Here is a 14841-nt window from a genome sequence, read left to right on the forward strand (position 1 = left end):
CGCCCACCCGCGGGCGAGGAGCCCGATGAAACCGACGTTCGGCACCGATCTGACGACCGGCAGCATCCCCAGACACATCGTGACGTTCTCGCTCCCGATGCTCCTCGGGGGCTTCCTCCAGACGACCTACAGCTTCATCAACGCCATCTGGGTCGGCCAGTACCTGGGCACCGTCGCCCTCGCGGCCGTCACCGTGAGCTTCCCGGTCGTGTTCACGATCTTCGGCGTCGGGATGGGGATGACCCTGGCGACGAACATCCTCGTCTCGCAGAGCTTCGGCGCCAGGCGGTTCGACGAGCTGAAGCGCGTGGTGGACGGCTCCACCGTGCTCATCTACGGCCTCGGCGTCCTCTTGACCGTCATCGGCGAGATCTTTACGCCCGCGATCCTCCGCGCGATGGACACGCCGGCCGAGGTGCTCGAGCCGGCCGCGCACTACCTCCGCGTCTACCTGCTCTCGCTGCCGTTCAGCTTCGGCATGTTCGCGCTGCGGAGCATGCTGCAGGGGACGGGGGACTCGAAGACTCCCCTCTATTTTCAGCTCGGCTCCGTCCTGCTCACGACGGTGCTCGATCCTCTCCTCATCTTCGGGAAGCTGGGGCTGCCGGCGCTCGGCCTGAACGGGACGGCCTGGGCCACGATCGTCTCTCAGGTCCTCGCGCTCGTCGCGCTCAACGCATATCTCCACGTGAAGAGGTCGCCGATCTCGCCGAGGTGGCCCCGCTTCGGCCAGCTCGGCCCGACGATCCGGCGGACGCTCCGCATCGGCGTGCCGGCGGCCGTGCAGCAGTCGGTGGTGTCGCTCGGCATGGTGGTGGTGACGGGGATCGTGAACGGGTTCGGAGAGGTCGCGACCGCGGCGTTCGGCGCGGCCTCGCGCATCGACCAGATCGCGTTCCTGCCCGCGATCAACATGGGAATGGCGATATCGACGCTCGCCGGGCAGAACCTCGGCGCGGGGCACCACGGGCGCGTGCGCGAGATCTTCCTGTGGGGCTGCGCCTTCAGCGCCGCGATCACGCTCGCGTGCTCGGCGGCGGCCATCGTCTTCCCCGAGGCGCTCCTCCGCGTGTTCATCGCCGATCCGGTCGTCATCGATCTCGGCGTCTCGTACCTGCACATCGTGGGCGCGTCGTACGTGCTCTTCGGCCTCTCCTTCGTGAGCAACGGCATCATCAACGGCGCCGGCGCCACCCTGGTCACGACCGCGATCTCGCTGCTCGGCCTCTGGGTGGTCCGCGCCCCGCTCGCGTACTTCCTCTCCCGCGAGATGCGCAGCGTGAAGGGGGTCTGGTACGCCATCGCGGTGAGCTTCGTCGTGTCGCTCGCCGCCAGCCTGGCCTACTACGCCTCGGGGCGCTGGAAGCGGGTCGTCGTCCACCCCGCCCCCCCGGCGGACGCGGCGAGGCAAGCCGACCCCGCGAAGGCGTTCGCGAACGAGGCCGGCGAGGCGTGAGCCGCCGGCTGCGCAGCCCGTTCGCCCGGTGACGCGCAGGGCCCGCCGCCGGCGCAGGCCGGCGGCGCGCGGTGATCGGGAACCGGAGGCGCGCTCGTTCCGACCCATGCCGGAGGACCGCTCCGGTCCGCGAGGAGAACCGATGCAGCGCTCGTACGACACTTCCCTCGAGGGCCCGGCCTCGCGACGGCGACGGCGCATCCCCGCCACGCTGGATCCCGGCCGCACGCTGCTGGTCTCGTGCTTCGACGCGGCGCTCCCCCTCGAGCGGATGGGGCTCTCGGCTCGCGGAGTGTCGTGCGCGCAGGTGCGGTCGCCGGCGCACCTCGTGGCGCCCTGGAGCGACAAGGTCGCGAGCGAGAACGCGCCGCTCCTGCTCTCGCTCTCCATGCGGGAGACGCACGACGTCGTGATCTGCGGCCACGTCCAGTGCGCGGCGCTCGAGGTGCTCCTCGACGAGGAGCGCGATCGAGGGGCCTTCGGGCTCATGGCGCAGGTGCCCGCGGCGCGGGCGACGATGGACCTCGTGCGGCACAACTACGGCGGGCTCGACAGGGAGTCGCTCCGCGAGGTGATGGCGCAGGAGAACGTGCTGACACAGCTGGATCACCTGCTCACCTATCCGCCCCTGTCGCGGGGCGACGGGCCGCGCGTGCACGCGTGGCTCTACGACGAGCGCGACGCGTCCCTCTGGGGCTACTCGTTCGAAGAGTCGCAGTTCGCGCACCAGATCTCGCTCCGGTGAGGTGACGAGGCGCGGGGGGACGCGCGCCCTCCGCGTCCGTTCGCAAGGACCGGCGCTCCGGCGAGGCGGTGCCCCGTCGGGCGCTGCTTGCCTGAGCGTGCGCCCGCAGGCAGGCTGGGGCCATGGGCCAGCCCGCCGAGAAGCCCCGCCGCGCCACGTACGCCGACCTGGAGGCCGCGCCGCCGAACAAGGTGGCAGAGCTGATCCGCGGCGTGCTGCACGTCTTCCCGCGGCCGGCACCGCGGCATGCGCGCGCCGCGTCGAGCCTGGGCATCGAGATCGGCGGTCCCTTCGACCACGGCAGGAACGGCCCAGGCGGATGGTGGATCCTGGACGAGCCCGAGCTGCACTTCCCCGATCCGGAATCGCCGGGCGACGTGGACGCGGTCGTGCCGGACATCGCCGGCTGGCGCCGGGAGCGCATGCCCGAGCTCCCCGATACACCCTACTTCTCGCTCGCTCCGGACTGGATCTGCGAGGTCCTGAGCCCCTCGACAGAGCAGCACGATCGCAAGGAGAAGATGCCCCTCTACGCGCACGAGGGCGTGCAGCACGCGTGGCTGGTCGATCCCATCCAGCGGACCCAGGAGGTCTTCTCGCTCGGCCCGGGCCGCGGCTGGGTCCCGATCGCCACCCACCGCGACGCCGCGCGCGTCCGCGCCGCGCCGTTCGAGGCGATCGAGCTGGAGCTCGCCGTGCTCTGGGCGACGTAGCGCTCCTCAGGCGGGCGCGGGCGCGGGCGCCCCGGCGCCGGGATCCCCGTCGAGCGCGACGGCGCCCTCCCCCTCGCCGCCCTCGCCGCCGTCCAGCCCCGGGAGCCGCGCCGAGAGCAGCCTCAGGAGCTCCTGCGTCGAGAGCTTGCCCGCGGCGTCCTTGCCGCCGAGGACCTGGGCCGCGAGCGAGCGCTTCTGCTCGTGCAGCGACAGCATCTGCTCCTCGATCGTCCCGAGCGCCACCAGGCGGTAGATGGTGACCGGCCGGCGCTGGCCCAGCCGGTGCGCGCGATCCGAGGCCTGATCCTCGACCGCGGGGTTCCACCAGGGGTCGAGGTGGATCACGTTGGTGGCCGCCGTGAGGTTGATGCCGAACCCGCCCGCCTTGAGCGAGATCAGGAAGAGCGGCGCCGCCCCCTCCTGGAACTCGCGCACCCGCTCGCCCCGCGCCCGCCGCGGCGTCTCGCCGTCGAGGTAGACGTACGCGACGCCGCGCGCGTCGAGCGCCTCGCGCACCAGCGCGAGGTGCGAGGTGAACTGGCTGAAGACGAGGGCGCGCTGCCCCTCCGCCCGCAGCTCCTCGACGAGCTCGAGGAAGCGCGCGAGCTTGGACGAGGCGAGCGCCGAGCGCTCGTCGTAGAGCCGCGGGTGCGAGGCGAGCAGCCGCAGCCGCGTGAGCGCCGCGAGCACCTCGACGCGCCGCTGCTGCTCCCGACGGACCGACCGGCGCGTCTCGAGATCGGACAGCGCCGCGAGCCGCGCGTCCTCGTACAGCTGCCACTCGGCGCCCGAGAGGACGACCGGCACGCGCACCTCGGTGCGCGCCGGGAGCTCGGCCTCCACCTGCGCCTTGGTCCGCCGCAGGAGGAAGGGGGCGAGCACGCGCGCGAGCGCGGGCGCCGCAGCAGGATCGCCGTGCCGCTCGATCGGCGCGGCGTAACGATCGCGGAACGAGTCCCAGCTGCCCAGGAGGCCGGGAAAGACGATCGTGAACAGGCTCCAGAGCTCGCCGAGGTGGTTCTCGAGCGGCGTGCCGGAGAGCGCGATCGTGAAGTCCGCCTGGAGCGCCCGCGCGGCGCGCGCGCGCAGGGTGGTCGCGTTCTTCAGGCTCTGGGCCTCGTCGAAGACGACCGTGGCGAAGCGCCGGGCCGAGAGGCGCGCGGCGTCGCGCACGAGCAGGCCGTAGCTGAGCACCAGCACGTCGCCCGGGCCGAGCCACGCGAGCGCGCCGTCACGATCGGCCTCGTCCGCGTAGAGCGTGAGGCGCAGCGAGGGCGCGAAGCGCTGCGCCTCGTCCCGCCAGTTGAAGGCCACCGACGTCGGGGCGAGGACGAGGGCCGGCCCGCGCTCGGCGCGCTCGAGCAGGACGGCCAGCGCCTGCACGGTCTTGCCGAGGCCCATGTCGTCGGCGAGCACGCCCCCGGCCCCCCAGGCCGCGAGCCGCACGAGCCAGCGGTACCCGTCGACCTGGTACGGGCGGAGCTCGGTCCCGAGCGCCGGGGGGACGGCCGGGCGAAGCTCGCCGGCGGCCGCGACGCGCTCGGCGAGCCGCCGGTAGGCGCCGTCCCCATCGAGCTCGGCGCCGGCCCGCTCGATCTCCCACAGCACCCCGGCGGCCGAGGGGCCCACCGCGAGGCCGTACCGGGTCTCGTGGACGTGGTCCGACAGGCGCTCGAGGTGGGCGCGCAGCGCCTCGCCCAGCTCCACGTAGGTCTGCGCCTCGACCTGCACGTAACGCTCGCCGCGCCGCGCCGCATCGAGCAGCCGCGCGAGCTCCACGCGCTCGCCCCCGACGCTCAGGCCGCCGAGGACGCCGAACCACTCGCGCCGCCGCTCGAGGACGATCTTGAGCGCCTGGGGGCCGCGGCTCGCCACGGCGCGGAGCGGCGCGCCCACCCACTCGAGCTCCGGCGGCGGGTCGCGCGCCGCGCAGGCCGCGAGCAGGTCGAGCGCGCCGTGCGCGCTGGCAAAGCGGTAGTGGAAGCGGCGATCCTCGATCGGCTCGGCCCCGGCGAGCGGGAGCTCGGCCGCGAGCGCGGCGGCGAAGCCCTCTTCCTGGGCGAGGTCGCGCACCGCGTGCAGCGCCTTCTCCCCGCGCCGCACGTGCACGTCGCGGGCGCCCGCGCCCGGCGCGAGGGCCGGGCCATCGGCGAGCGGCCGGATGCGCAGCTCCACCTCGACCGCGCCGCGGGGCTGGGCCGTGAGGCGCAGCACCGGGAGCAGCGCGGGCGGGACCGACTCGCCCATCACGCTGCGCGGCATGGCGACGGGCACGCGCTGCGCCCACCGCGCGAGCGCGGCGAGCAGGGCGGCGTGGCTCTCGGGCGGGAAGACGTTGCCCTCGCGCAGGAGCACGTCGAGGAGCGACCGGACCTCGGCCTTGACGTCGAGCAGCGTGAGCCGGCGCGCGCCCTGGTCCCAGTCCCAGAGGAACAGCACCTCCTCGGGCCGGGCGCGGCGGACGCGATCGAGCAGCGGAGGGGGCAGCGCGGTGCCCTCGACGCCGGCGCTCACCCGCACGGCGCCGTGGCGCTCCTCGGCCACGAGGCCCACCGGCGTGCGCTCGATGCGCACCGCGACGTCGGGCGCCTCGCCGAGGACGAGGCGCGGGTGGCCGATGAGCGCGTCGAGCAGCGCCCGCGAGGCGAACGCGTCGCCGTCGGGCAGGAGCGCCGCGACGCGGGCGTCGTCGGCGGAGAGCTTGGCGCCGTGCTCGAGGAGGAGGCGCTTCTTGCCGATCCGCGCGCCGGCGCCGCGCTGGCCCTTCTTGCCCACGCGGTGGATCCAGGGGGCGACCGCGACGCCGGCGCCCTCGACGACGTCGAGCCGGAAGATGAGCTCGACGCCGGCGCGCGCGCCGGGGCCCTCGTCGAACGCGCGGTCGAGCGCCAGCAAGGTGCGCTCCCAGGGGGGGCGCCCGAGCTCGTCGAGCGCCTGGAAGAAGGCCTCGCCCGGGGGCTGGCGGAGCCAGAGCAGCGCCGCGTCGATGGCCGCGAGCACGTGCACGCAGTCGGCCGCGCCGCAGCCGCACTCGGCGCGGGGCGCGCCGGGGGCGAGGGTCAGCCGCGCCTCGGGGCGGACGAAGCCGGCGCCCACGCGCTGCGATTCGTAGGGCAGCGGGTCGTCGAGCCGGAAGCCGGGCAGCGCCGCGTCGAAGCGCAGCAGGGCGGCCCGGAGCGCCCGCTCGGGGCGCGGGGCGACGGCGTCGGGGATGCGGGCGCGCAGGGCGCAGAGGAGGGCGTGCGCCGGCTGGGCCCGCGGCTCGTCGGGCGCCCGGAGCAGCGCGGGGACGGCGGCGCGCGCGGCAGCGGCGGCGGCGCGCTCGTCCTCGAGGAAGCCGAGGACGGCGGGCGGCAGCGCGTCGCGGAGGCGCGAGGGCGGCAGCCACTCGAGCGAGCGCGCGAGCTCGTCGTCGCTCGCGAGGTCGATGAGGCGCCGCCGCGCGCCGAGGATCCGCAGCTCGGGCCAGAGGGCGGGATCGACGCGCGGGGCCACCGCCTCGAGGTTCAGCCGGGCGACGTGCGCGATGGCGTGGCGCGCGAGCCAGGACAGGAGCGCCGCCCGCGTCGCGAACGGCGCCTCCGGCGCTCCGGGGGTGACGGGCTGGGGGTCGCCTGGCATGGTCGGGCCGCGCAACGTGATGGGTGCGCGGGCCCGGTTCAAGGGGTTATGGCGCGCCGGCCGGCGCCCTCAGCGCTTGAGCCAGTGGCCGTACGGCGGCGGGAGGACGCGGCTCGGCTGCTCCACGCCCAGCTTCTTCGCTGCGTGGTAGGCCCAGTGCGGGTCGTCGAGCAGGGCGTGGGCCAGCACGATGAGGTCCGCCTGGCCCTCCTTCAGGGCCGCCTCGGCCTGCTCCGGCTCGTTGATGAACCACCCCGCCGCGACCGGCAGGCCCGCCTCCTTGCGGAGGCGTCCGGCGTACGGGAGCAGGAAGCCGGGGCCCCAGGGGATCTTGGAGACATCGGGGACCACGAACCCGTGGCTCGCGTCGAGCAGATCGAGACCGGACGCCTTGAGCCGCTTCGTCAGCTCGATCGACTCCTCGATCGTGACCCCGCCGTCCACCCAGTCGGTGATCGAGAGCCGGACGGTGAGCGGCAGGCGCTCCGGCCAGGCGCTCCGCACCGCCTCGAACGTCTCGGTCAGGAAGCGGATCCGGTTCTCGAACGTCCCGCCGTACTCGTCGGTGCGCGCGTTCGAGAGCGGCGAGTAGAAGCTGTGCGCCAGGTAGCCGTGCGCGAAGTGCAGCTCGAGCCACTCGTAGCCTGCCTCGAGGGCCCGACGCGCGGCGGCGACGAAGGCGCCCTTCACGCGGTCGATGTCTGCCTTCGACATCTCCCTGGGCACCTGGGGGAGGTACGCGCCGAACGGCTTCGCCGAGGGCGCCAGCGTCTCCCAGGCGCCTTCTTCTTTCGTGAGGTGGTCGTCGCCCTCCCACGGCCGGTTGGCGCTCGCCTTCCTCCCCGCGTGCGCGAGCTGGATGCCCGGCACCGCGCCCTGCTCCTTGACGAACGCGACGATCCGCCTGAGCGGCTCGATCTGACCGTCTTCCCACAGCCCGGCGTCTCGCGGGCTGATACGGCCCTCCGGGGACACCGCCGTGGCTTCGGCGATGGCGAGGCCGACTCCACCTCTCGCCATCGAGCCCAGATGCACAAGGTGCCAGTCGGTCGCATGGCCGTTCACGGAGGAATACTGGCACATGGGGGAGACGACGACGCGGTTGCGCAGCGTGACGTCCTTCAAGCGAAAGGGCTCGAACAAGCTCACCACAGAGGACCTCCTTGCAAGAGGCGCGCAGCGTTGCAGCCAGGACGCTCGCGCGCAAGCGGAGGCGTCCTCCGGCCGTGGCGCCGTCGCCTCCGTGCGCGGCGCGCGAGCCGACTGTCTCACCGTTGGCACACGTGAGACACTTCGAGACACCCGTGAGACAGAGCGGCCGCGAGTCCCCCCCGGCGGCAGGCCGCGATTTGCGCGTTCGCTGTGCCAGATCTCGCTGGCACGGAGGCTGCTCAAGGCGGAGACAGGCGGAGACAGGCGCGACGATGGAGCGCCGCTCCCCGAAGGACGCGCCTCGGGGAGCAGAGACAGAAGCCCTGAAGGTGGCCTGGGCGGCGGCGTCAGGGGTGTCCTCCCCTGGCGGCGCCTGCGCGCCAGGCTGCCGCGCGACCGCCGATCCGGCGGTCGCATGAGGGATCGAACAAGCACGACGCGGAGGTTCTGATGCGCCACACAGGATTGGCTTTCTTGCTCATGGTGATTGGACTCGTCGGCTGCAAGGCGGAGGGCGACGGCGACGTCGGGGAGTCGCAGGATCCGCAAACGAAGCAGGAGTGCGGCGGCTTCCTCGGGACCAGCTGTCCCGATGGGCTCGAGTGCGTCGACGACCCGACCGACGACTGCGACCCCGAGCACGGCGGCGCCGACTGCATCGGTGTCTGCGTCGAGCCGAAGCCCGTGATGTGCGGCGGCTTCGCGGGCTTCCCCTGCCCCGACGGGCTCGAGTGCGTCGACGACCCGACCGACGACTGCGACCCCGAGCACGGCGGCGCCGACTGCGCCGGCGTCTGCGTCGAGCCGAAGCCCGCCATGTGCGGCGGCTTCGCGGGCCTCCCCTGCCCCGACGGGCTCGAGTGCGTCGACGACCCGAGCGACGACTGCGACCCGGAGCACGGCGGCGCCGACTGCGCCGGCGTCTGCGTCGAGCCGAAGCCCGCCATGTGCGGCGGCTTCGCGGGCCTCCCCTGCCCCGACGGGCTCGAGTGCGTCGACGACCCGACCGACGACTGCGACCCCGAGCGCGGCGGCGCCGACTGCGCCGGCGTCTGCGTCGAGCCGAAGCCCATCATGTGCGGCGGCATCGCGGGCTTCCCCTGCCCCGACGGGCTCGAGTGCGTCGACGACCCGAGCGACGACTGCGATACGGCCACCGGCAGCGCCGACTGCGCCGGCATCTGCGTGGCGCGTTGATCCGACGCGCGCCCGCGGTCGCGCCGCTGCCGCCCTGACACGGCACGAAGGTCGAGGGCCTCGCCGCGCTGCCCGTGTACAGATGTCCTCGCCGACGCCCTCGGCGCCTGCCTGAGCGGCGGTGGCCGGATTTGAACATGAAGGCGGGAAGGCGGGAAGAACAGATCAATGATCTTCCCGCCTTCATGTGAATCGCTCCGGGGCCAATTGGGCCACCACCGCCTGAGCGGCGGAGCGAGCTAGACCCGCTCCTCCCAGTCGATCCGGTACGCGTACGCGCGCTGCTGAGCGGCCGCGCCGATCCGCAGGAACAGCGGCAGCGCCCGGTCGCGGAGCCACTCCGCCACCGGCCCGGAGACGGCCTTGCGGCTGCCGTTCCGGCGCGCCTGCCGGACGATCGCCTCGACGCGCGGCCGCCGGAGGCGCTCGAACGCCGCGAACGCCTGCTCCGGGTCGGGCTCGTCCCGGAGACACCTCGCGAGGAGCATCCCGTCCTCCATGGCGAGCGAGGCGCCCTGGCCGGCGTGCGGGGTCGCCGCGTGCGCCGCGTCCCCGATCAGGCAAACCCGGCCGGCGTGCCAGCGCGGCATCGTCAGGATGTCGTGCAGCGACCACGGCCCGAGGACCTCCGGGGTCGCGCGCACCACGTCCGCGATCCAGCCCGGATCGCCCTGGTGCAGCGCGAGGATGCGCTCGCGGAGCGACTCCGGCGGCGCGGCGTCGCCATGCGCCGGAGCGGGCTCCCCGCTGTTGTGGAACCACCACACCTCGCCGCCGGGCGCCGCGAACGCGCCGAAGAACGCGCGCCGGCCGAACACCATCACATTCCATCCAGGCTCGATCGGCGCGTCGGCGCAACGCGCGAAGCCGCCGAAGTCGATGAGCCCGGTGTAGCGCGGCTCGGGCGCGCCGGGCAGCGCCCGCGCCCGCGTGCGCGAGCGGAACCCGTCGCACCCGAGGAGCACGTCGCCGCGCGCCTCGCCGCCGCCGCTGAAGCGCGCGACGACCTCGCGCGGATCCGAGGCGTCCACGTCCTCGAGCCGCGCGCCGTACCGGATCGCGACGCCGCGCCTGGCCGCCTCCTCCGCGAGCGCGCCGTGCAGCGCCCCGCGCCGGATCATGACGAGCGCCGCGCCGAAGCGGCGCGGCGCCTCCCGCTGATCGATCACCCCGACGCGCCGGCCGCGCGCGTTCTCGAACCGGAGGCCCGCGCACGGCGCGCCGAGCGCCTCCACCGCGCCCGCGAGGCCGAGCTCCGAGAGCACGTTCATCCCGTTCGGAGCGATGCCCAGGAAGGCGCCCTCCTGCTCCGCAGGCGCCTCGCGCGCCTCGAAGATCGCCACCTCCACGCCGATGCGCCGCAGGAACATCCCGAGCACCGGGCCCGCGATGCCTCCGCCGATCACGATCGCCCGCCGCACGCCTCGCTTGGTCATCTCGGTCATCTCGCCACCTCCACCTGCCCGCCGGTCGCGCCGCGCGGGCTCGATGTCCGGGCCAGCATGCGTGTGACAGGCATTCATTGCCAGTGATGGTTCGTGATGCTAATCGTCACGATTGGTGAACTTACCGGCGCTCGATCTCAACCTCCTGCTCGTCCTCCACGCGGTGCTCGAGGAGCGGAGCGCGGCGCGCGCGGCGCGGCGGCTCCACGTCACACCGTCGGCCGTGAGCAACTCGCTCGCGCGGCTGCGCGCGCAGCTCGGCGACCCGCTCGTCGTTCGGAGCGGCCGCGGTCTGGTCGCGACGCCCCGCGCGCAGCAGATGATTCCGCGGCTCCGGGCGGCGTTCGGCGAGCTCGCCGGCGCGATCGAGGGCGAGCGCGCGTTCGACCCGAAGACGACCTCGCGCGCGTTCGCGATCGCGTGCTCCGACCTGGATCAGATATGCAGCCTGCCGGCCATCGCGCGGGCGTTCGCGGCGGAGATGCCGCGCGCGGTCCTCCGCGTCGCGAGCGTCGACCACCTCGAGGCGGCCGGGGGGCTCGCCGGCGGCGACATCGACGCGGCGATCGCGCCTGCTCACCCGCTCCCGCCCGGCCACCACGCCGCGGACCTCTACGAGCAGGACAGCGTCTTCGTGGTCCGCCGCGGCCACCCGTGCGCCCGCGGCCCGATGACGCGCGAGGTGTTCAATGCGATGCGCCACATCGACATCCACGTCGCGCTCGGGCGAGGCGGCATCGGCAACCGGGCCGCCCGAGAGCAGCTCGCGGCGCACGGGCTCCACCGCGAGATCGCCATGACGGTCCCGAGCTTCTCCGCCGCCGCGGTCGCCGCCGCGAATACCGATCTCATCGCCGGGATGCCTCGCCGCCTGGCCGAGGCGCTCGCCCGCCTCGCCCCGCTCGCGATCGTCGAGCCGCCGATGCCGGGGTTCTCGTTGAGGCTCCAGCTCGTCTGGCACGAGAGGACCCACGAGGACGCGGGCGCGCGCTGCTTCCGAGAGCTCGTCATCTCCGCCTTGCGCGAAGCCACGCCTCCCTACGCGCGCCCGCGCACCCAGGCCGGGCGCTCGCACAAGGGGGGAGCCTCCCGCGCCAGGCGCGAGCAGGAACGTGCGAAGACGGGGAGGCGGGTCAACCCCGCTTCCTGACTTCACACCTTCTGCGATCCGTTCGACTGACGGCAGGCACCGAGGGGGCCGGGCTGCTCGTCGGAGCGCAGACACCGACGTCGAGCGCCATCGTAGGCCTCTGTGAGCGCAAGTCGGCAATTAGCGCTCCGTGGGAGGCGCGCTGTCCGGCATTCCCTGAGTCCCAACTTCGCGGTACGCTCCGGGCATGCCCCGGTCCCTGGCCCCAGCGCGTCGCCCGAGAGGAGCACCGACGTGTCTGAGACACAGAGGCGGCACGGAGGTGCTCGATCGTGTTCCAGCCATCCTCGTTCGATCCCCAGCCCGATTCCCAGAGAAGAGACGGCGCGCGCGCCGCGGCAGCGCTCGCTGATCGACCCGCAGACTCCCGCCCTGCCTCCTCGCGCCGCGCCGGGCGGCTGCGAGGCCGCCTCGTCGGCGGGCGTTACCGGCTCGAGCACCCGCTCGGGCGCGGCGCCATGGGCGAGGTCTGGCGCGCGCACGACAGCGTCCGGCGCGCCGATGTCGCGCTGAAGTTCCTCGTGGTCGCGCGGAGCGGCCGGAACCTCGACGCGATCGAGCGGTTCCGCCTGGAGGCGCGGGTCGCGGCGCGGCTCGGCCAGAAGACCGGCGGCGTCGTCGCCGTGCACGACGCCGGGGAAGACCCGGCGGCAGGCCCGTACCTCGTCATGGACTACGTGCGCGGCAGGTCGCTGCGGCAGCTGCTGGACGAGCGGGGAAAGGTGCCGGCCGTCGAGCTCGCGGCGCTCTTGCGGCAGCTCGGAGAGGCGCTGTCGGTGGCGCACGGGCTCGGCATCGTGCACCGGGACATCAAGCCGTCGAACATCCTGCTCGTCGAGGGGAGCGACGGACACCTCCGCACCAAGATCACCGATTTCGGGATCGCCAAGTGGGTCGGCCAGGATCGGCCGACCGACTTCCGCCGCCGGACCGCGGACGGGGTGGTGCTCGGCACGCCCGCGTACCTGAGCCCGGAGCACACGTGCGACGGACAGGCGGGCCCGCAGCTCGACCTGTGGTCGCTCGCGGTCGTCGCGCACGAGGCGCTGACCGGCCAGCAGCCGTTCCCGGGCCGCAACCTGGCCGCCGTGCTCGCCGCCATCCTCGTCGGCGCGCGCCCCCCGGTGACCACGCTGTGCCCGGAGGCGCCGCCCGCGCTGGAGGCGTGGTTCGCGCGGGCGTTCGCGATCGCCCCGTCGGAGCGGTTCCCCAGCGTCGAGGCGATGATCGCCGCCTTCGCGGCCGCGGCCGGCGCGCCCGCGACGTCGCGGGCGCGGCCGAGGCGCGGGCGCCTCGCGGCGGCCGGAGCGGCCGCGGCGGTCGGGGCGGCGCTCGCCGGGGCGCTCCTGTGGGAAGGGACGGGGGTCGCCGGAGCGCGCGGCAGCGTGGAGGAGGCGCTCCGCGCCGCCGGGCGGGCGGTCCACGCGGCGCAAGCCGCGACGGCGCGCCTCCTGGAACGGCGGGGGGCGGATCCCTGACGGCGCGCGCCGCTGCCTCGTCGACCCGCCGCCGGCTCAACCGAGGAGCGGCCGAAACTCGTCCGGCAGGACGCCTCTGTCGGCGGCGCGCCGGAGCGCGTCGCGGCAGACCGCGCACGCCGGGGCGTGCTCGCGGTAGCTGTCGGTGAGGCCGTCGATGCGGAAGATGCCGGCGGCCGCGGCCTCCGTGTCCGGATGCACGTGGAACTGCACGGGCACGCCGAGCGCGTAGAGCGGATCGCCGTCGCGCCGCAGCGCGTACAGCGAGAACGCCGTGTCGTCGCGCGGCCGCCACCCGTCGATGGAGTAGAGACAGGGCGCCTCCCCCGCGGCATCCGCGTGCCGGCGAAGAAAGCACACGTCGCCCGCGTACGAGACGAGCGCGTCGAGGTCGGTCGCCACCGCGACGGGGATCGGGCGCTCGAGCCACCGCTCGAAGGCGAGCCACACGGCCGCGAGGACCTTCGGGTCGGAAGCGGCGTGCTCGTCCACCACGAACGCGACGTCGGGGTCGCTCGCCTCCGAGGGCCCGCGCACGCCGTAGATCGACGCCAGGGCCGAGAGCGCGATCTCGGCGTCGAGCGGTGCGCCGGCGCGCTCCCCGTCGCACGCGGACGCGAAGGCCGCGGCGTCGACCTGGGTCGCGAGCCCGGCGCGGCGCAGGCTCGCGAGCGCGTCCTCGGGGCGCAGGGGGGTCGTCATGGGCTCACGTCGTCCGGCCAGGTCATCCGCCGATGCCGCCGCGGGATCTCGGCTCACGCCCCCTGGGCACCTCGCGCCATGGTGCACGATCCCGGCGCGGAAAGACAGCGCCGGCCGGTCCGGCGCCCGCCGGAGGCCGAAGCCCCCGGCAGGCGCGCCGGCCGCCGGCCTCTCACCAGATCAGCTCTCGGCAGTGGACATCCAGCCTCCGAATCTGCCCCGAGCCCGTGTCGTACCCGACATCCACCCCGGTCACCACCTCCTGGGGCGGGCAGCTCAGGGTCTGGAGCGCCCCGGCGTACCCGATCGCCCAGGGGGAGTAGGAAGGCGCGGCGACGTCGAGGGCCATCCCGGTCGCGTCCTTGTGAGCGTAGATGAAGCGCACGTCCTTCACGTGGGAGATGGGGTTCACCCTGAGCTGCAGTCCGATGGGATAGGAGTCGTTCGCCGGGACCCGGGTCCAGAGCATGCCGGGGCGGTAGCTCGGCGCGGAGAAGATGTTGGTGTTCACGTACGTGCCGGTCCACGGAAGGGCTGGATCCAGGAGATTGAACTCGCGGCACCAGCCAACCATGTTGGCGATGAAGTCGGCGGGATCGGCGATGACCTCCTGGTTCACGCCAAAGTCGGCCAACATGAATCTATCGCCATAAAGGAGGTTGCAGTGAAGGGACGCGACCGAGAGGTTGGCGACGATGCCCGAGCTCCAGCTCGTCGTCGACGCGGAGCTGCTGACTGTCCAGGTCTCCGAGAGCGGCGGGGCGTCGAGCGCGAGCTCGGGGCCTGCCGCGTCGACGGCGCATCCGGCAGCGGACAGGGCAAAAAGCGCGAATGCAAAGCGGACCATACGCATGGCGATGTCTCCTCAGCGTTCGTGTTGTCGAGGCAGAGGCGGCCGGCCGCCCGGCGGGCCAGGATGGCCCGGTCGCGGCGGCGCCTCGCGGCGGCCCGCCATCGCAAGCGCCTTGCCAGCGCGCGGGGACGCGACGCCGCGGTATCCGCCGAAGGCCATCAGGCAGCCGCCGCGAGCCCCGTGGATGGCCCTGAATGCCGAAAACCTGCAAGACGACGCGCGCACGAGACCCGCGCGCCCCTCGCCGCGCTGCGGAACGACAGCGCCGCGCAGGCGCCCCGCCTGCCGCACGCCGGCTGTCCCCTGTCACATCGCCGCTGTCACATCGT

General features: G+C 74.1%; 11 protein-coding genes. 6 read left to right on the forward strand and 5 right to left on the reverse strand.

Annotated elements, in window-relative coordinates; genetic code table 11:
* Positions 1-25: 25 nt before the first annotated feature.
* The 3 genes from WME98_RS52900 to WME98_RS52910 all read left to right on the forward strand — a co-directional run bounded on the left by WME98_RS52900 (position 26) and on the right by WME98_RS52910 (position 2914).
* Complete coding sequence (locus WME98_RS52900) at positions 26-1456, forward strand: MATE family efflux transporter (protein ID WP_437949134.1); 1431 nt, start codon at positions 26-28, stop codon at positions 1454-1456.
* A gap of 142 nt (positions 1457-1598) precedes the next feature.
* Positions 1599-2201 (forward strand): carbonic anhydrase, encoded by a 603-nt coding sequence (locus WME98_RS52905; protein WP_061629225.1) that lies wholly within the window; start codon positions 1599-1601, stop codon positions 2199-2201.
* 122 nt (positions 2202-2323) lie between these two features.
* Positions 2324-2914: a Uma2 family endonuclease gene (locus WME98_RS52910; RefSeq protein ID WP_437949135.1), complete on the forward strand. Its 591-nt coding sequence runs from the start codon at positions 2324-2326 to the stop codon at positions 2912-2914.
* A 6-nt stretch (positions 2915-2920) separates the two neighbouring features.
* Here WME98_RS52910 and WME98_RS52915 read toward each other — a convergent pair whose 3' ends face one another.
* Together WME98_RS52915 and WME98_RS52920 are read right to left on the reverse strand one after the other, a co-directional pair.
* Positions 2921-6535, reverse strand: coding sequence for an SNF2-related protein (locus WME98_RS52915; RefSeq protein ID WP_437949136.1), 3615 nt, complete (start codon positions 6533-6535; stop codon positions 2921-2923).
* Between the two features lie 69 nt (positions 6536-6604).
* A complete protein-coding gene (locus WME98_RS52920) occupies positions 6605-7687 on the reverse strand; it encodes an NADH:flavin oxidoreductase/NADH oxidase (protein WP_061626606.1) in 1083 nt (360 codons plus the stop codon).
* A gap of 480 nt (positions 7688-8167) precedes the next feature.
* Between WME98_RS52920 and WME98_RS52925 the strand changes: the two genes are divergently transcribed.
* Positions 8168-8884, forward strand: a complete 717-nt coding sequence (locus WME98_RS52925) for a hypothetical protein (protein ID WP_437949137.1) — start codon at positions 8168-8170, stop codon at positions 8882-8884.
* A 239-nt stretch (positions 8885-9123) separates the two neighbouring features.
* On the opposite strand, the gene WME98_RS52930 is transcribed toward WME98_RS52925, so the two are convergent.
* Complete coding sequence (locus WME98_RS52930) at positions 9124-10320, reverse strand: FAD-dependent oxidoreductase (protein WP_437949138.1); 1197 nt, start codon at positions 10318-10320, stop codon at positions 9124-9126.
* Positions 10321-10444: 124 nt separating this feature from the next.
* On the opposite strand from WME98_RS52930, the gene WME98_RS52935 reads away from it, so the two are divergent.
* On the forward strand, positions 10445-11479 hold the full coding sequence (locus WME98_RS52935) for a LysR substrate-binding domain-containing protein (protein WP_437949139.1): 1035 nt from the start codon (positions 10445-10447) through the stop codon (positions 11477-11479).
* Between the two features lie 458 nt (positions 11480-11937).
* Positions 11938-12957, forward strand: a complete 1020-nt coding sequence (locus tag WME98_RS52940; protein ID WP_437949140.1) for a serine/threonine-protein kinase — start codon at positions 11938-11940, stop codon at positions 12955-12957.
* A gap of 36 nt (positions 12958-12993) precedes the next feature.
* On the opposite strand, the gene WME98_RS52945 is transcribed toward WME98_RS52940, so the two are convergent.
* Positions 12994-13659, reverse strand: coding sequence for a hypothetical protein (locus WME98_RS52945; protein WP_437949141.1), 666 nt, complete (start codon positions 13657-13659; stop codon positions 12994-12996).
* Between the two features lie 172 nt (positions 13660-13831).
* A complete protein-coding gene (locus WME98_RS52950) occupies positions 13832-14512 on the reverse strand; it encodes a hypothetical protein (protein ID WP_437949142.1) in 681 nt (226 codons plus the stop codon).
* Positions 14513-14841: the final 329 nt, after the last annotated feature.

The sequence above is a fragment of the Sorangium sp. So ce296 genome (genome assembly GCF_051529605.1).
Lineage (GTDB): Bacteria > Myxococcota_A > Polyangia > Polyangiales > Polyangiaceae > Sorangium > Sorangium cellulosum_D.

Bases quoted from the DNA above. Each gene is read 5' to 3' on its own strand.
- WME98_RS52945 (WP_437949141.1), bottom strand. From the start codon at position 13,659: ATGACGACCCCCCTGCGCCCCGAGGACGCGCTCGCGAGCCTGCGCCGC.
- WME98_RS52930 (WP_437949138.1), bottom strand. From the start codon at position 10,320: ATGACCAAGCGAGGCGTGCGGCGGGCGATCGTGATCGGCGGAGGCATC.
- WME98_RS52925 (WP_437949137.1), top strand. From the start codon at position 8,168: ATGGTGATTGGACTCGTCGGCTGCAAGGCGGAGGGCGACGGCGACGTC.
- WME98_RS52905 (WP_061629225.1), top strand. From the start codon at position 1,599: ATGCAGCGCTCGTACGACACTTCCCTCGAGGGCCCGGCCTCGCGACGG.
- WME98_RS52910 (WP_437949135.1), top strand. From the start codon at position 2,324: ATGGGCCAGCCCGCCGAGAAGCCCCGCCGCGCCACGTACGCCGACCTG.
- WME98_RS52940 (WP_437949140.1), top strand. From the start codon at position 11,938: ATGGGCGAGGTCTGGCGCGCGCACGACAGCGTCCGGCGCGCCGATGTC.
- WME98_RS52950 (WP_437949142.1), bottom strand. From the start codon at position 14,512: ATGCGTATGGTCCGCTTTGCATTCGCGCTTTTTGCCCTGTCCGCTGCC.
- WME98_RS52900 (WP_437949134.1), top strand. From the start codon at position 26: ATGAAACCGACGTTCGGCACCGATCTGACGACCGGCAGCATCCCCAGA.
- WME98_RS52915 (WP_437949136.1), bottom strand. From the start codon at position 6,535: ATGCCAGGCGACCCCCAGCCCGTCACCCCCGGAGCGCCGGAGGCGCCG.